General features: G+C 55.0%; 18 protein-coding genes. 5 read left to right on the top strand and 13 right to left on the bottom strand.

Features of this window, described 5'->3' with window-relative positions; genetic code table 11:
• Positions 1 to 146 precede the first annotated feature (146 nt).
• Complete coding sequence (asd, locus tag AWR26_RS01630) at positions 147 to 1253, bottom strand: aspartate-semialdehyde dehydrogenase (protein ID WP_064563176.1); 1107 nt, start codon at positions 1251 to 1253, stop codon at positions 147 to 149.
• 175 nt (positions 1254 to 1428) lie between these two features.
• Between asd and AWR26_RS01625 the strand changes: the two genes are divergently transcribed.
• The 3 genes from AWR26_RS01625 to AWR26_RS01615 all read left to right on the top strand — a co-directional run bounded on the left by AWR26_RS01625 (position 1429) and on the right by AWR26_RS01615 (position 2737).
• Positions 1429 to 2022, top strand: coding sequence for a YhgN family NAAT transporter (locus AWR26_RS01625; RefSeq protein ID WP_007369718.1), 594 nt, complete (start codon positions 1429 to 1431; stop codon positions 2020 to 2022).
• A gap of 70 nt (positions 2023 to 2092) precedes the next feature.
• Complete coding sequence (locus AWR26_RS01620; RefSeq protein ID WP_064563174.1) at positions 2093 to 2275, top strand: type II toxin-antitoxin system HicA family toxin; 183 nt, start codon at positions 2093 to 2095, stop codon at positions 2273 to 2275.
• Positions 2276 to 2299: 24 nt separating this feature from the next.
• Positions 2300 to 2737: a type II toxin-antitoxin system HicB family antitoxin gene (locus AWR26_RS01615; RefSeq protein WP_043956268.1), complete on the top strand. Its 438-nt coding sequence runs from the start codon at positions 2300 to 2302 to the stop codon at positions 2735 to 2737.
• 79 nt (positions 2738 to 2816) lie between these two features.
• Here the strand turns inward: AWR26_RS01615 and gntU are convergent, their stop codons facing one another.
• The 5 genes from gntU to AWR26_RS01590 form a co-directional block, all read right to left on the bottom strand.
• Positions 2817 to 4157 (bottom strand): gluconate transporter, encoded by a 1341-nt coding sequence (gene gntU, locus AWR26_RS01610; RefSeq protein ID WP_064563172.1) that lies wholly within the window; start codon positions 4155 to 4157, stop codon positions 2817 to 2819.
• Positions 4157 to 4687: a gluconokinase gene (gntK, locus tag AWR26_RS01605; protein WP_035888931.1), complete on the bottom strand. Its 531-nt coding sequence runs from the start codon at positions 4685 to 4687 to the stop codon at positions 4157 to 4159. The genes gntU and gntK overlap by 1 nt, the downstream gene beginning before the upstream one ends.
• Before the next feature lie 137 nt (positions 4688 to 4824).
• Positions 4825 to 5820 (bottom strand): gluconate operon transcriptional repressor GntR, encoded by a 996-nt coding sequence (gene gntR, locus AWR26_RS01600; RefSeq protein WP_043956265.1) that lies wholly within the window; start codon positions 5818 to 5820, stop codon positions 4825 to 4827.
• 106 nt (positions 5821 to 5926) lie between these two features.
• Positions 5927 to 6622 (bottom strand): pirin family protein, encoded by a 696-nt coding sequence (locus AWR26_RS01595; RefSeq protein WP_064563170.1) that lies wholly within the window; start codon positions 6620 to 6622, stop codon positions 5927 to 5929.
• A 123-nt stretch (positions 6623 to 6745) separates the two neighbouring features.
• Positions 6746 to 7783, bottom strand: a complete 1038-nt coding sequence (locus AWR26_RS01590; RefSeq protein ID WP_064563168.1) for an oxidoreductase — start codon at positions 7781 to 7783, stop codon at positions 6746 to 6748.
• Between the two features lie 315 nt (positions 7784 to 8098).
• On the opposite strand from AWR26_RS01590, the gene yhhY reads away from it, so the two are divergent.
• A complete protein-coding gene (gene yhhY / locus AWR26_RS01585; protein WP_064563165.1) occupies positions 8099 to 8590 on the top strand; it encodes an N-acetyltransferase in 492 nt (163 codons plus the stop codon).
• A 35-nt stretch (positions 8591 to 8625) separates the two neighbouring features.
• Here yhhY and ggt read toward each other — a convergent pair whose 3' ends face one another.
• The gene (gene ggt / locus AWR26_RS01580) at positions 8626 to 10386 is read right to left on the bottom strand and encodes a gamma-glutamyltransferase (RefSeq protein ID WP_064563163.1); all 1761 of its coding nucleotides are present in this window, start codon (positions 10384 to 10386) and stop codon (positions 8626 to 8628) included.
• A gap of 123 nt (positions 10387 to 10509) precedes the next feature.
• On the opposite strand from ggt, the gene AWR26_RS01575 reads away from it, so the two are divergent.
• Entirely contained in the window at positions 10510 to 10926 is a 417-nt protein-coding gene (locus AWR26_RS01575; protein ID WP_064563161.1) for a DUF2756 family protein, read from the top strand.
• Here the strand turns inward: AWR26_RS01575 and ugpQ are convergent.
• From ugpQ to livF, 6 genes are all read right to left on the bottom strand, one after another.
• Positions 10920 to 11660 carry a glycerophosphodiester phosphodiesterase gene (gene ugpQ, locus AWR26_RS01570; RefSeq protein WP_064563159.1) on the bottom strand — a complete coding sequence of 247 codons (741 nt, stop codon included), beginning with the start codon at positions 11658 to 11660 and terminating at the stop codon, positions 10920 to 10922. The two genes, AWR26_RS01575 and ugpQ, sit on opposite strands and share 7 nt — an antisense overlap.
• Entirely contained in the window at positions 11657 to 12730 is a 1074-nt protein-coding gene (locus tag AWR26_RS01565; RefSeq protein WP_064563158.1) for a sn-glycerol-3-phosphate import ATP-binding protein UgpC, read from the bottom strand. Before AWR26_RS01565 ends, ugpQ begins: the two co-directional genes overlap by 4 nt.
• A 1-nt stretch (position 12731) precedes the next feature.
• Positions 12732 to 13577: a sn-glycerol-3-phosphate ABC transporter permease UgpE gene (gene ugpE / locus AWR26_RS01560; RefSeq protein WP_043956258.1), complete on the bottom strand. Its 846-nt coding sequence runs from the start codon at positions 13575 to 13577 to the stop codon at positions 12732 to 12734.
• Positions 13574 to 14461 carry a sn-glycerol-3-phosphate ABC transporter permease UgpA gene (ugpA, locus tag AWR26_RS01555; RefSeq protein WP_064563156.1) on the bottom strand — a complete coding sequence of 296 codons (888 nt, stop codon included), beginning with the start codon at positions 14459 to 14461 and terminating at the stop codon, positions 13574 to 13576. Before ugpA ends, ugpE begins: the two co-directional genes overlap by 4 nt.
• A gap of 101 nt (positions 14462 to 14562) precedes the next feature.
• Positions 14563 to 15879: a sn-glycerol-3-phosphate ABC transporter substrate-binding protein UgpB gene (ugpB, locus tag AWR26_RS01550; RefSeq protein ID WP_064563154.1), complete on the bottom strand. Its 1317-nt coding sequence runs from the start codon at positions 15877 to 15879 to the stop codon at positions 14563 to 14565.
• A gap of 364 nt (positions 15880 to 16243) precedes the next feature.
• Positions 16244 to 16957, bottom strand: a complete 714-nt coding sequence (livF, locus tag AWR26_RS01545) for a high-affinity branched-chain amino acid ABC transporter ATP-binding protein LivF (RefSeq protein WP_043956256.1) — start codon at positions 16955 to 16957, stop codon at positions 16244 to 16246.

Genomic DNA, 16957 nt, shown 5'->3' with positions numbered 1-16957 from the left:
TCCCGCTTTCAGGTAAGGCGTTCAGACACCTTACTTAAAGCATAGCCAACACTTTTCAACTCCTGAGAAAATAAACACATCAACCACATTTTCCGGCAAAAACTCATAAAAAAAGGTGCCGAAGCACCCTTTTTTTTATTTTTCGCTTACGCCAGTTGGCGCAACATTCGACGCAATGGTTCCGCCGCGCCCCACAATAGCTGGTCGCCAACGGTAAAGGCAGAGAGGAACTCCGGCCCCATGTTCAGTTTGCGCAGACGGCCAACCGGCGTGGTCAGCGTGCCGGTGACAGCCGCAGGCGTCAGTTCGCGCATGCTGATTTCGCGATCGTTCGGCACCACTTTTGCCCACGGGTTGTGCGCAGCCAGCAGCTCTTCCACGGTCGGAATCGACACATCTTTTTTCAGTTTGATGGTAAACGCCTGGCTATGGCAGCGCAGCGCGCCGATACGTACGCACAGACCGTCAACCGGAATGGTGGACGCCGTGTTGAGAATTTTGTTGGTTTCGGCCTGGCCTTTCCACTCTTCGCGGCTCTGGCCGTTGTCGAGCTGTTTGTCGATCCACGGAATCAGGCTGCCCGCCAGCGGTACACCGAAGTTATCCACCGCCAGTTCGCCGCTGCGGGTCAATGCCGTGACTTTGCGCTCGATGTCGAGAATAGCCGAAGCCGGATCCGCCAGTTCTGCCGCCACATGGTTGTGCAACTGGCCCATCTGCGTCAGCAGTTCGCGCATATGACGCGCGCCGCCGCCGGAAGCCGCCTGGTAGGTCGCTACCGAGACCCATTCCACCAGATCGTTGGCGAACAGACCGCCCAGCGACATCAGCATCAGGCTGACGGTACAGTTGCCGCCAACAAAGGTTTTGATGCCGTGGTTCAGGCCGTCATTGATAACCGCCTGGTTAACCGGGTCGAGGATAATAATGGCGTCATCTTTCATGCGTAAAGAAGATGCTGCGTCGATCCAGTAACCTTGCCAGCCGCTTTCACGGAGCTTTGGATAGATTTCGTTGGTATAATCGCCGCCCTGGCAGGTGACAATGATGTCGAGTGCCTTCAGCGCTTCCAGGTTGAACGCGTCCTGAAGCGTACCTGCTGCATGGCCGCCAAACGCTGGTGCAGCCTGCCCAAACTGGGAAGTGGAAAAGAAGACAGGGCGAATGGCGTCGAAATCGCGCTCCTCAACCATGCGTTGCATGAGTACAGAGCCGACCATTCCACGCCAGCCGATAAAACCAACATTTTTCATAGCGAAAGTTCCTGCAGAGGTATGTGCTGAAGATGTGTACCAGTATCCCACTGGGCCAGTGCTCACATTACAAAATGCAGCCAAAGTCGCAAGTGAAATTAATCAATGATAGCGAATGCATCAGAAATGCGGCTAATTACTGCCAGTTGGCCGCCAGCGTCAGGGATAATAATAAATGAGTGAAATCATCTCCGCAGCAGTGTTGTTGATCCTGATAATGGATCCGTTAGGCAACCTGCCCATTTTTATGTCGGTGTTAAAACATACCGAGCCGAAACGCCGCCGGGCGATCATGATCCGCGAACTGCTGATCGCCCTGCTGGTGATGTTTATCTTCCTGTTTGCCGGGGAGAAAATCCTCGCGCTGCTCAATTTACGCGCGGAAACAGTGTCGATTTCCGGCGGCATCATTCTGTTCCTGATCGCCATTAAGATGATTTTCCCCAGCGAAACCGGCAGTAGTTCGGGCCTGCCGGCCGGTGAAGAACCGTTTATCGTGCCGCTGGCGATTCCGCTGGTCGCTGGCCCTACGCTGCTGGCAACGCTGATGCTGCTTTCACATCAGTATCCAAACCAAATGAGCCATCTGGTGATTGCGCTGTTAATCGCCTGGGGTGGAACGGTCGCCATTTTGCTGCAATCGACGCTGTTTTTACGCCTGCTCGGCGAGAAAGGGGTGAACGCGCTGGAACGTCTGATGGGGCTGGTTCTGGTGATGCTCGCCACCCAGATGTTCCTCGACGGCATTCGGGTGTGGATGAAGGGTTAAGCCCGGCACACCTCCGCTCTTTCTTTGTGTGTATATGTGTGTATAATGATTTTTGGGTTAGGGAGGACCTATGAAATCTGCTGACCTGTTGAAAGAACTGATCGCCGCCGGTTGTGTTCTTCAGCGGCATAACGGAGGGAGCCATCACATCTGGTGGTCGCCCATCACGGGGAAAACCTTCCCCGTACCGCATCCAAAGAAGGATTTACCTCTGGGAACGGTCAGATCAATCAAAAAAATGGCGGGGATCTAATCCCCGCCGACTATGGAGGTAACTATGTTTTTCTCTGTCGGGGTTGAATCACCTAAAGATGCCGATACCGCGTATGGCATTGCTGTTCCGGCTTTCGATCAATTCGACTACGGCTGTGTTTCCGCTGCTGATGAGCAGATTGATATCCCGGTGATGGCTCGTGAGGCGATTCTCAGCATTGTTGAAGAGATGATGCTAAGCGGCGCGCATTCGGTGGAGGATATAACCGATGCTGGCTACATGGTGTATGCCGCGAACCCGGATTATGCACACTGCGACTCCTGGTTCATGATTGACGTCGATTTGACAGGATTTGAAGGCAAGCAGCAGCGGGTGAATATCACCTTACCGGATGTGCTGATTAAGCGTATCGATGGCTTTATTCAGGATAAACGCGCTGTTTATAAAGATCGGAGCCATTTTCTTGCGCAGGCAGCTCGCCACGAACTGGCGAATAAGTAGCGCTTGTCGCGCCCACAGGAAATAAAAGAAGTAATGACTATTTTGGCCCGGTAAGCATCTCACCACCGGGCCATGCAGTTTAACTCAACAGCGTGAAAGCAATCATCCCGATAATTGCACCGGTGGTGCCGAGGATGGTTTCCATCATGGTCCAGGTTTTCAGCGTTTGCGCTTCGCTTGCACCGGTAAAACGGCCATACAGCCAGAAACCGGCGTCGTTCACGTGGCTCACCACGATGGAACCGCCCGCGATACAGATGGAGAGTGCCGCCATCTGCGCGCCGTTGAAGTGCAGTTGTTCGATAACCGGCATCACCAGACCAACCGCCGTCAGACAAGCAACGGTTGCTGAACCCTGAATGATGCGCACCGCCGCCGCCAGCACGAAGCAGGTAATGGCGATGGGTAGACCCAGGCCGGTCAGCGCTTCACCCAGAGCCGGGCCGACGCCGGAATCAACCAGCACCTGTTTGAACACACCGCCCGCACCGATCACCAGCAGAATAATGCCCGCCGGTTGCAGCGCGTGGCCGCAGATTTCCATCACGCGATCTTTCGGCATCCCCTGGCGCATCGCCAGGCCGTAAATCGCCACCAGGCACGCCACGAGGATCGCCGTGAACGGGTGACCGATAAATTCCAGCCAGTCATACAGGTTGCTGCCTTCGGTAACGAAACGCGCAGCGATGGTTTTCATCCCCACCAGCACCAGCGGCAGCAGGATCAACGACAAGCTGAACGCGAATGACGGCATTTTGCCCTCGCCAAGATGCGGCTCGCTCACGTCATCAGGAATGTGCAGTTCGACATAACGGCTGATGAAGTTGCCCCATAGCGGACCGGCAATCAGCATGCCCGGAATGGCCGCGCACAGGCCAATCAGGATCATCCAGCCGAAATCAGCGTGCATCTGCGAAGCCAGCAGCATCGGCGCTGGCCCCGGCAGCAGAAACGCCGCAGCAGCCGCAACACCGGCAAACAGCGGAATCACCAGTTTCACCAGGTTGGTGCCCGTATGGCGCGCCATTGAGAAGGCCACGCTAATCAGCAGCACAATCGCCACTTCAAAGAACAGTGGCAATGCGCAAATCAGCCCGGCCAGACCAATCGCATAATGCGCGCGGCTGTGGCCGAAAGATCTCAGCATCTTGACGGCGATTTGGTCCACCGCCCCGGTTTCATGCAGAATTTTGCCGAACATGGCGCCAAGCGCGACCACAATTGCCAGAAAACCGAGCGTTCCGCCCATCCCTTTTTCCATGGTCTGCGCGATCTTAATCAGCGGCATACCGGAAAAGAGCCCTGCACCAATGGAAACCACCATCAAAGCGACGAAAGCGTGCATACGCGCTTTCATCACTAAAAACAGCAGCAACAGCACGGAGCCGGCTGCTGTTAAAACCAGCGTTAATGTACTCACTACGCATTGCCTTTGTTAATAATCTCAATGGTGCTGGCAACAACACCCTCCAGCGGCTGGTCGATATCAACGACCAGAACATCGCGCTCGTCTGCACCCGGCTCTTGAAGGGTGTCAAACTGCGTTACCAGCATTTGCGTTTTAAAGAAGTGGCCTTTACGCGCCTTCAGACGGCTCTCGATAACCTCGAAATCCCCTTTCAGATAGATGAAGGAGAGGTTCGGGTTACCGTCGCGCAGCAGGTCGCGATAGTGCTTTTTCAGCGCCGAGCACACAATCAGCGACACTTTATTAGTGCGCTGCATGGCGAAAGCGGCATCGTTCAGCGCCTGCAACCACGGTTTGCGGTCGTCGTCGTTAAGCGGTTCGCCGGAGGCCATTTTCATGATATTGCTGCGCGGATGGAGGAAATCGCCATCGAGAAACGCGGCATGTAACTGATGCGCCACTTCGCTGGCGACAGCAGATTTACCACTGCCTGAAACGCCCATCAGGACATAAATGTGGTGATCAAAGTTCGTCGTGCTCAAGGGTAGCCCCCACAAAGTGCAAGAGTGAATTGTTACGGGTAACTGTTATCGGTAACATTGTCCTGCTGGGGTCTGGGAGAAGCAATATCCATTCGTGCCAGAGATAAATAAGTGTGAGCTACTTCAAATTTGTCAGACTAAATAGATCCACCTGGTGACAAAGTGAAACCTAAATCTAACATTTTCGGCGTAACTGCTTCACCGCGAATGCGCGCCAGTAAGCGCTCTGCGCCAATGCGCCCCATGCGCTCACGTGGCGTCAGGACGCTCGCCAGACGTGGCTCCATCACCTGGCCGATATCGTGGCCGTGGAACCCGGCAATCGCCATATCTTCCGGGATCCGCAGCCCCAGACGCTGGCACTCGAACGCGGCGCCGACGGCAAGGTCATCGTTGGTACAGAAAATCCCGTCCAGTTGCGGGTACTCGCGGCGCGCCTGACGCATCAGTTCTATCCCTGACGTATAAGAAGATGACTGCTCCATCATGACGCTATACGGCGTCAGCCCGGCATCCAGCATCGCCTGCTCGTAACCCTTCTGTTTGATGATAGTACGTTCGTCCAGACGTGCGCCGAGATACGCCACGCGCCGGTGTCCGCGTGCGAGAATGGCGGCGGTCATCTGCCGTGCGGCTTCGAAGTTGTCAAAACCCACCGCGATATCAATGCACGGCGAGCGGCTGTCCATCAGCTCCACCACCGGAATACCCGCAACCTGAATCATCTTCAGCGTGCGCGCGGTGTGTTTGCGTTCAGTGAGGATCAGCCCGTCGATATTCCACGAAAGCATCGATTCCAGACGTTCCTCTTCCATCTCCGGTTTATAACCGTAGTGGGCAAGCATCGTCTGATAGCCGTGCGCATCAGTCACGCTTTCAATACCGCGTAACACTTCAGCGAAAACCTGGTTGGTCAAAGAGGGAAGCAGAACGCCAACAGCCCGGCTGGTAGCATTGGAGAGAATATCGGGAGCGCGATTGGGAATATAACCCAGTTCATCAAGCGCAGCGGCGATTTTGCCACGTAATGCCTCGGAAACCTGTTCCGGGTTACGTAAGAAACGGCTGACCGTCATTTTGGTCACGCCAACGCGATCGGCCACATCCTGAAGTACGGGTCTTTTCTTTTTCATCGTCCTGACATTTTTATCTGAGAGAGAGTTTCTCAGTTTATCACGGACAATGCGCAACCTTCCGGTAATAACCGAAAGGTTGCATTATTTATTCAACTAAATCAGATCAAACTGGCGGCAAATCGAATAGCAGAATTTCACTGTCGCTATCGGCATGAACCGAAATAGCCTGCTCATCCCAGATTGCCAGACCATCGCTGGTAGTCGCTTTGGTGCCGTTAATGGTCACGCTGCCTTTCACTACCTGGATCCAGACGCGGCGTTCGGCGGCAATCTGATGGACAGACTGCTCATCTTTCAACAGCGCCCAGCGGTACAGCTCCATATCCTGGTTCACTTTCAGCGAACCGTCGCGGGCATCCGGCGAAAGCACAAGCTGTTTGCCCTGCAGGGCGTCGAAGCGGCGCTGTTCGTAACGCGGCGTGATACCTGTTTTTTCCGGAATGATCCAGATTTGGTACAGACGCAGACGCTCGGTATTGCTCGGGTTGTACTCAGAGTGACGCACCCCGGTACCGGCGCTCATAATCTGGAATTCGCCAGCGGGCACCTGCTCTTTATTGCCCATGCTGTCCTGGTGTTCAACCGCGCCTTCCAGCACATAGGTCAGGATTTCCATATCTTTGTGCGGATGCGTACCAAACCCCTGGCCCGGATCGATCACGTCATCGTTAATCACGCGAAGCGCTGAGAAACCCATGAAATTCGGATCGTAATAGTCGGCAAAAGAGAAGCTATGCCAGGAATCCAGCCAACCATGATTTGCGTGGCCGCGGTCGTTTGCTTTACGTAAATAGATCATCTTTTTTACCCCCGTATGTTTTCGATGGGGTAAGTGTGGACGCAAACGTCAGGCAATCATAGAGGGTGAAAATTGACTCCTCTGTTCAAAAAAAATGAACAACTCCAGAGGAGCCATTTATGGTTATTTCGCGAGGGTTATCGTGGCCGGAGAGGCCTGCTCAAAGGCGCGTTCGAGCAGCTCAAGGTTGGTGAGAACTTCAGATTCCTTGACGTAATTTGGCGCTCCGGTTGTCAGCGTCTGATAGAGCGCATCATAGACGCGGCCATAGTCGCCGGTTTCCGGCCTAACCTCTTCGCGCACCGTTTCCCCCGCCGCATTCACATACTCCAGAATGCCGATACTGTTGTCGGCGGCAAAGCCCGGTTCCCCCGGCATGATATTGGCTTTCAGGCTGGTTTCCTGCTGATCGATACCGTATTTGATAAACGACCCTTTCGTACCATGCACAATAAATTTCGGGTAATCGATTTTTACTAGATGGCTGGTTTTCACGATGGCTTTTAAATCGCCATAGAAGAGCTGAGCTTCAAAGGTATCGTCCGGATTGGCCTTGTTGCGCAGGCTGCGAATATCGTAGGCCGCATGATCGGGGCGGCCGAACAGCGAGATAATCTGGTCCATGGTATGCACGCCGAGGCCATAAAATGAGCCATCCTGCGGCAAGCCGGGTTTGGTTTCCGCCACCGGGCGATAATAGTCAAAGTGGCTTTCAATTTCAACAATATTGCCGAGCTTACCGCTTTCGATCGCTTTTTTAGTGGTCAGGAAGCAGGAGTCAAAGCGGCGGTTCTGATACGGCGAAACCGTCAGGCCTTTGCTTTTCGCCAGTTCAAACAACGTGATTGCTTCCGCCATCGTCGGGGTAAACGGCTTCTCCACCAGCACGTTTTTCCCCGCTTCCAGCGCGCGCTTCGCATAGTCGAAATGGCTGTCGGCGTGAGTACAGACAATCACCAGTTTTACCTGCGGATCGAGCAGGATGTCGTCCAGATCGCTGGTGAAATGAATATGTTGATACGCGGGATGTTGCTCTTCCGGTTTTGCATGGCGGCGAAAGATGTGCGCCACTTTCCAGCTCGCTTTCCGGTTAAGAACATAGGGAAGATGATAACGGGTCGTGCTTTTGCCAAACCCGATAAATGCGCAATGTAGAGTCATGATCCAGTCCTTGTTGAGGTGACTGTCACTACCATAGCGCAACTTCGAAAGCCGTGCCCCTCGCCCTTTTCTCAAAAGGCAGCCGTTGGCAAATGACGGGCAAAAAAAAGCCAGCACGCGGCTGGCTAAGAAATACTGGAAGCAATGTGAGCAATGTCGTGCTTTCAGGATTACCGCAACGGTTTCCCTGAATGCATGGCAATAATAATCATTATCATTCGCACTTGTCTACACCTTTTTGCAAAAAAATGGCAGTTGACGCTTTTTATGAATGCCCGGAAGGTATGAGTAAACCTAACCAAACGGAGAAGCAGGATGAGTGAGATAGTGATACGCCATGCCGAAGCGCGCGATGCCGAAGATTTACGTCAGTTCTATGCGCTACCTGAGGTGTATCACAACCTGCTACAGCTACCGCATCCACCTGCCGAACTCTGGGAAGATCGCCTGAAACCACAGCCAGGACGCCGTCAACTGGTCGCCTGCATTGATAATCAACTGGCCGGAAACCTGACGCTGATGGTGGAACAAAACCCGCGCCGCAGCCATGTTGCCACCTTTGGCATGGCGGTTTCGTCGGCGTTTCATAACCGTGGCGTCGCCAGTGCGCTGATGCGCGAGATGATCAACCTGTGCGACAACTGGCTACGCATCGACAGAATTGAGTTAACCGTGTTTGTTGATAATGCTCCGGCGCTGGCGGTGTACCGCAAATTCGGTTTTGAAATTGAAGGCACCGGTAAACGTTATGCGCTGCGTAACGGCGAGTTTGTCGATTCGTACTTTATGGCGCGCATGAAAGGCTAAGCCATTCCCTCTCCCCGGCGGGAGAGGGAAATCATTCAATATCCGGCCGTTAAATCATCCACCGAGCGCGGATCTGACGCGCCATACAGCGTACCGTCCGGCGCCACCATAATGCTCTGCGTGCTGCCCATCGCCTCTTTCACCGCCACTTTTTGCCCTCTCTGTTCCAGCAGTTTCAGCGTATCCGGGCTAAAGCCTTTTTCGACGCGCAGCTCATCCGGCAACCATTGATGGTGGAAGCGCGGTGCGTTGGTGGCTTCCGCGACGTTCATCCCGAAATCGATGGAATTCACCACCATTTGCAGCACCGTGGTAATAATCCGGCTGCCGCCAGGGCTGCCGGTCACCAGCCAGGTTTTACCGTCTTTCAGCACAATGGTTGGCGACATCGACGACAGCGGCCGTTTGCCCGGCCCAACGGCGTTCGCATCGCCGCCTACCAGACCATACACGTTTGGCACGCCGGGTTTGGCGGAGAAGTCATCCATTTCGTTGTTCATCAGGATGCCGGTATTACCAGCCACAATGCCGGTGCCAAAAACCGTATTCAGCGTATAGGTGACGGCCACCGCCGTGCCCTCTTTATCCACCACCGAATAGTGCGTGGTTTGGTTGCTCTCGTAGGGTTCGAGCTTGCCGGGGCGGATCTGGCTGGAAGGGCGGGCTTTATTGAGATCAATCTGCGCGGCAATCGATTTGGCATACGCTTTGTTGGTCAGCGCCTGCCACGGCACTTTGACGAAGTCCGGATCGCCGAGATATTCGGAGCGGTCGGCATAAGCGTATTTTTCCGCTTCGGTCATCACCTGTATGGCATCGGCGCTGCCAAAGCCATATTTCGCCAGATCGAAGTTCTCCAGAATATTGAGGATCTCAACGATATGGATCCCACCGGAAGAAGGAGGCGGCATGGAGTAAACCTGATAGCCGCGGTAGTCGCCGCTGATCGGTGTGCGCTCCACGGCTTTGTAATTGGCTAAATCTTCTTTGGTGATCAGCCCGCCGTTTTTGCTCATCTGCTGGGCGATTTGCTCAGCGATAGCGCCTTTGTAGAAGGCGTCCGGCCCTTTTTCCGCAATCATCTCCAGGCTTCTGGCCAGATTGCTCTGCACCAGTTTGTCGCCCTTTTTCAGCGGTTCGCCATCCTTCCAGAAGATCGCTTTACTGTTTTCATGATTTGGTAGCACTTCACTGCCGTAGGTTTTCAGATCGTTCGCCAGCGCATCGTTGACTACAAAGCCCTGTTTCGCCAGTTTAATGGCAGGCTGCACCACTTTCTTCAGCGGCAGCGTACCGTACTTTTCCAGCGCCATTGAGAAACCCGCCACCGTGCCGGGCGTTCCGGATGCCAGATGCGAGGTCAGGGATTTTTTGCTGTCCGGGTTACCCTGATCGTCAAGGAACATATCGCGCGTGGCGGCGGCGGGCGCCATTTCCCGGAAATCGATCGCCGTGACCTTCCCCTCTTTGGTACGAATCAACATAAAACCACCGCCGCCGAGGTTACCGGCCTGCGGGTGCGTGACCGCCAGCGCATAACCCACCGCGACAGCCGCATCAACAGCATTACCCCCCTGCTTCAGAATATCGACGCCGACGCGCGTCGCAGCTTCATCCACCGAAGCCACCATGCCTTGCTTCGCAACCACCGGGTGGAAGACATCGGCTTCAACACCGTACGAGACCGGCGGTGGCGCGGTTGCCTGCCCTTCCGGCGGCGCAGCCGCAACGCTAAAACACCCTCCCGCTGTCAGCGCGGCAATCAACACCCAACGCGCAAACTTCTGTTTCATCATCGTCATTACTCCCGAGTAAGGGGCTACAGTTCCCGCTTAAGCCTGGTTCACAACTCTTAAAAAATCATTTTCATGAATGAAAGCAAGTAAACTGAAAGAAAGCCTCAACAGGAGGGAACAACGATGAAACATTTACTGATTCTGGCGGCTCTGCTGCCTTTTAGCGCCTTTGCACAGCCGCTAAACCCGACGAATAACCCAAACCAGCCGGGGTATGTGATCCCCAGCCAACAGCGGATGCAGACGCAAATGCTCAACCAGCAGCAACAGCAGCAGGGCATGCTAAGGCAGCAGCAGCAGACGCAAAGCCGCCTGCAACAGCAAAATCTGCAAACGCAAATGGATAACAACTCACAGCGGATTAAACAGGCGCAGCCCGGCGCGCTTAACCAGGGCCAGCAGGTGCTGCCGAATACCGGTAGCGGAATGTTAAGCGGCGGAACGGATTCTGGCGGGATGACAACGCAGCAGCACATGCTGCCGCAGAATCAAAACGGCAGCATGCTGCAAAGCACGCCGCCGTCGACGACCGCTCAATAACGGAAGTTCGGCCCGATATCGTCGATTTTATCGGTGCAGATGCTGTCCACGCCCCAGCGCAACAGCTCGGCAGCGCGCGCGGGCTGGTTTACGGTGTAAACCAGAATGTGTAAGCCCGCGTCGCGCAACATGCGCACCCGCGCTTCATCCAGCAGTTTGTGATTGAGATGGATGGAGACGCATCCGAGGCGCGTGGTCAGCTCCTGCCAGTCATCGCGCCACTCATCAAGCAACAGGCCGCGCGGCAGTTCCGGTGCGGCTTGTTGCGCGGCTTCCAGCGCATCGATTTCAAACGAAGAGAGCAATGGCGCGGTCATGCCTGCCCATAATTCGCGGGCGGCCAGCGCCACCACTTTGCCGGTCAGCGGACCGGTGCCGGTGGTGGGTTTGATTTCGATATTCGCCATCATGCCGTGCTGACGGCAGCGCTCCGCCACCTGTGAAAGCAGCGGCAGCGGCTCGCCTTTGAATTCACCGCTAAACCAGCCGCCGGCATCCACTTTCAGCAAATCATTCCACGCCAGTTCGCCCGCCACGCCCCAGCCATTGCTGGTACGCTCAAGGTTGTCGTCATGCAGCAGGAAAATCTCGCCATCTTTCGACAACTTGGCATCGAACTCAATCATGGTATGCCCGTAACTCGCGCCGACGTCGATTGCCGCCAGCGTGTTTTCCGGTGCCAGTTTCCCGCCGCCACGATGGGCGACAATATGGGGATAAGGCCAGTTACTCATACGCGTTGTCCTGTTTCACCATCAAATAAGTGCAGGTGATTTTCCGGCAGATGCAGCCACAACGTGCTGCCCACAGCCGGGCGTTCGTAATGCGATAAACGAACCACCAGCTTCTGCTCGCCCCAGCGACCATGCGCCAGATTATCTGCACCGAGCATCTCCAGCGTCTCCATCACCAGCGGAACGCCACCTTCGGCCTGTGAGCTTAACGCAATATGTTCCGGGCGGATACCCAGCGTCATTTTGCGCCCGGCGTAGCCGCGATAGTACCAGTTGATCGGCAACGCCATACCGCTTCCCAGATCAAAATGGGTGCCCTCGCTATTGATGCGGCCCTCCAGCAGGTTCATCGCCGGGCTACCGATAAAGCTCGCCACAAAACGGCTGGCGGGTTTTTCATACACTTCCACCGGCGTACCAATTTGTTCAGCCACGCCTTTATTCATCACCAGCACGCGTTGCGCCAGCGTCATCGCTTCAACCTGATCGTGCGTGACATACAGCGAAGTGGTGTTCAGGCGACGATGCAGTTGTTGTAACTCCAGACGCATCTGCACGCGCAATTTAGCATCGAGGTTCGACAGCGGTTCATCAAAAAGAAACACCGCCGGATCGCGTACAATGGCGCGGCCCATTGCTACTCGCTGACGCTGGCCGCCGGACAACTCGCGCGGACGGCGCTTCAATAAACCATCCAGTTCAAGAATACGCGCCGCCTCCGCCACCCGACCGGCAATGTGCGCTTTGCCCATACCGCGAATTTTCAGCCCCCACGCCATGTTCTCTTCCACACTCATATGCGGGTAGAGCGCATAGTTCTGGAACACCATCGCAATACCGCGATCTTTCGGCTCCTTTTCGGTCACGCGCTGGGTGTCGATCCAGATATCGCCGCTGGAGACGCGCTCCAGCCCGGCAACCATACGCAGCAACGTTGATTTCCCGCAGCCCGACGGGCCAACCATCACGATAAATTCACCGTCCGAAACGTCCAGCGTCAGCGGTTGAATCACCTGTGTTTTGCCGCTGTCCCAGCTTTTGGTTACAGCCTGTAATTTTAAACCTGCCATCTTATTTCTCACTGTCCACTAAACCACGCACAAACGCGCGCTGCATGGCTAAAACGATAACGACCGGGGGGATCAACGTCAGCAGCATCGCTGCCATCACCTGGTTCCATTGCGTGGTGCCTTCACCGCTGGCAATCATGCCTTTCACGCCTGCCACGGCGGTGCCGAGGTTTACGTCGTTGATAATCAACAGCGGCCACAAATACTGGTTCCAGCCGTAGATAAAGGTGATCACGAACAGCGCTGCCAGGTTGGTTTTGGAAAGCGGCAGCACAATGTCGCGGAAAAAGCGCATTGGCGAGGCGCCATCAATGCGCGCGGCTTCCAGCAGTTCATCCGGCAGGGTCATAAAGAACTGGCGGAACAGGAATGTTGCGGTGGCCGACGCCATCAGCGGCAACGTCAGACCGGTGTAGCTGTCGAGCATTTTCAGGTTGGCGATCACTTCTACCGTCGGGAAAATACGCACCTCGACAGGCAGCATTAAGGTGATGAAAATCATCCAGAAGAAGAGGTTACGCAGCGGAAAGCGGAACCAGACGATGGCGAAAGCCGACAGCATCGACACCGTGATTTTGCCCACCGTGATCGCCAGCGCCATGATGAAGCTGTTGGTCAGCATCAGCCAGAATGGCGCGCTGTTTACGCCGACGCCGTTCATCCAGATGTTGCGCAGGTTTTCCCACAGGTGAGTACCGGGAATTAAGGTCATCGGTGTGTCATAGACGGCGTTGATATCCAGCGTCGCGGTCACGAAGGCGACATACAGCGGAAACAGCACCACGGCGACACCGAGAATAAGCATGATATGGCTGAACAGCGCCAATCCGGGGCGATTCTCAATCATTGGTAGCGCACCTTACGTTCAACATAGCGAAACTGGATAACCGTCAGCACAATTACCAGCACCATCAGCACCACCGACTGCGCCGCCGAAGCAGAAAGATCCAGGCCGACAAACCCTTCGCGGTAGATCTTATAAATCAACGTCGTGGTTGCCTGCACCGGGCCACCAGCGGTCGCGGCATCAATCACCGGGAAGGTATCGAAGAAGGCGTAAACGAGGTTCACCACCAGCAGGAAGAAACTGACCGGCGCGATGAGCGGCAGCGACAGTTTGAAGAAGCGGCGAACCGGCCCGGCGCCATCAATAGCCGCCGCCTCGACCAGCGAGCGGGGAATCGATTGCAGCGCAGCGAAAAAGAACAGGAAGTTGTAGCTGATCTGCTGCCACACCGAGGTGAAAACCACCAGAAACATCGCCTGGCCGCTGTTTTGCGCGTGGTTCCAGTTGTAGCCGAACTGTTCCAGAAAATGGGTAATCAACCCGCGCCCGGGGTTAAACAGGAAGATCCACAGTACGGCGGCAACGGCTGGCGCAACCGCATAAGGCAGCAACATTAGCGTCTGGTAGATACGGCTGCCGCGCACCACGTTGTCCACCAGCGCCGCAAAAAACAGCGAGACAAACAGGCCGCTAAAGGTCACCAGCGCGCTAAAACGCATCGTGGTCCAGAACGAATCCAGATAGTAGCCGTCATGAAACAGTGCGATAAAGTTGTCCAGCCCGACAAACTGGCTGGAAAGCCCGAACGGATCCACGCTTTGTACCGAGTACCACAACGCTTCGCCCGCAGGCCAGATAAAGAAAATAATGGTGATGATCAGTTGCGGGGCAACCAGCAAATAGGGCAGCCAGCGCGAGCGGAACACCGGACGGGATGATGACATTGCGATTTGCTTCCTGAACCGTGTCGGGCGGCGCTCCGCTTATTCGGCCTGCAAGCATGTGCAGGCCGGGTAAGGCAAAGCCACCACCCGGCATTTCTACATTAGGACTTCGTTGACTGCTCGAAACGGCGCAGCAGTTGGTTACCACGCTCAACGGCAGAATCCAGCGCCTGTTGCGGGGTTTTCTTACCGGTCCACACGCTTTCCAGCTCTTCATCGACAATACTGCGGATCTGCGGCATGTTGCCCAGACGCAGACCTTTGGTGAAGGCCAACGGCGGCTTGTTCAGCATCTGACGCGTCGCGATATCAGCGCCCGGGTTTTTGTCATAGAAGCCCTGCTTGCGGGTCAAATCGTAAGCGGCAGTAGTGATCGGCAGGTAACCGGTTTTCTGGTGCCATTCGGCAGCAATTTCCGGTTTCGTCAGGAAGTCGAGGAACTGCGCCACGCCTTTGTAGGTCTCCTTATCTTTACCCTGCATCACCCACAGGCTGGCTCCGCCAATGATGGCGTTCTGCGGCGCGCCTTTCACGTCAGCGTCGTAAGGCATCATGCCCACGCCGTAGTTGAATTTGGCGTAGTGACGAATATCCGCCAGTGAACCGGAAGAAGCCGTGGTAATGGCGCAATCACCGTTGTAAAACTTCTCGGTAGATTCGTCTTTACGCCCGAAGTAGCTGAAATCGCCCTTCTTGTTCAGCTCTTCCAGCATGGCGATATGTTTCACCTGCTCTGGCTTGTTGAACTCCAGCACCGCATCAGTACCGTCGAAGCCGTTATTTTTGGTCGCCACCGGCAGACCGTGCCAGGCGCTGAAGTTTTCAATCTGGATCCAACCCTGCCAGCCGCTGGCGTAACCGCATTTCATTCCGGCCGCTTTCAGCTTCTCGGTATAAGCGGCCAGATCCTGCCAGGTTTTTGGCGGCTGTTCCGGATCTAAACCGGCTTTTTTGAAGGCGTCTTTGTTGTAGTACAGCACCGGCGTGGAGCTGTTAAACGGCTGAGAAAGCAGATGGCCGGATTTAGAATCGGTGTAATAACCGGCAACAGTTGGCACGAACTGGCTTTCATCAAAGTTGATACCGGCATCTTTAAATACTTGATACACCGGCTTGATCGCTTTGGACGCCATCATGGTGGCGGTACCCACTTCATAAACCTGCAAAATGGCAGGCGCGTTACCGGTACGGAACGCAGCGATACCTGCGCTCAGGCTCTGCTCATAGTTGCCTTTGTAAACCGGAACAATTTTGTAATCCGGGTGTGTGTCATTGAAACGTTGCGCCAGGGAGTCAACTTCTTTGCCTAACTCCCCTTCCATCGAATGCCAGAACGGAATGGTGGTTGCAGCCATGGCGTTGCCTGCAAAAACTAACCCCATAGCCAGACCCAAAGCGGTATGCCGTAACGTTGTCATTGTGATCTCTCTTGTTATGCGGGATGCGCGATATCACGCGTTTTTATGCTCGCGAGGTAACATGACACGCTCGAATGACAGAAAAATAACCTTTTAATTACAATCAGATGACAGTCAAGCGTCAGGGAAATGTCGCGAAGATGATGGTACGGTGACGGAAAAATGGCGGCTCATCGGCGATTCATGACGCCGCCCGTAAAGGTAAAAAGGCTTCTCTGTCGCAGAGAAGCCTTTTTATTACATGAATCGCCCGGTGATTCAGCCTGTCAGGTATATCGACAAGCCGCCAGAGTACTTGCCAGCATAAAGTGTGATAAAAAAACCGGCCCCTGGAGGCCGGTTTAAATTCGGTTACTTCAAGGCATTACCCGCCGAGATAAGCGCTGCGCACCGCTTCGTTCGCCAGCAGCGCGTCGCCGGTATCTTCCAGCACCACGTGGCCGTTCTCCAGCACGTAACCGCGATCGGCGAGCTTCAGCGCCTGGTTGGCGTTCTGCTCCACCAGGAAGATGGTCATTCCCTCTTTACGCAGTTGCTCGATAGTGTCGAAGATTTGCTGAATGATGATGGGCGCCAGGCCCAGCGACGGTTCATCCAGCAGCAGCAAACGCGGCTGGCTCATCAGCGCGCGGCCAATCGCCAGCATCTGCTGCTCGCCGCCGGACATGGTGCCCGCACGCTGAATACGCCGTTCATGCAGACGTGGGAACAGCGCATAAACCCGCTCAATGCGGCTCTGGAACTGTTCGCGATCGGCGAAGAAACCGCCCATCGCCAGGTTCTCTTCCACGGTCATCCGTGAGAAGACGCGACGCCCTTCCGGCACAATCGCCACCGCTTCACGCATGATTTTCGCGGTCTGCCAGTCGGTGATCTCTTTGCCGTCAAATACAATGCGCCCGCTGCTCGCGCGCGGATCGCCGCACAGGGTGCCCAGCAGGGTGGTTTTGCCCGCGCCGTTTGCGCCGATCAGGGTCACGATTTCCCCCTGATTAATGTGCAGACTGACATCGTGCAGCGCCTGAATCTTGCCGTAGTGGGCGCTGACTTTGTCAAAAGATAACATCACTTTTTCCAT

The organism is Kosakonia oryzae (genome assembly GCF_001658025.2).
Classification (GTDB): domain Bacteria; phylum Pseudomonadota; class Gammaproteobacteria; order Enterobacterales; family Enterobacteriaceae; genus Kosakonia; species Kosakonia oryzae.
This window is presented reverse-complemented; position numbering and strand designations above follow the sequence as displayed.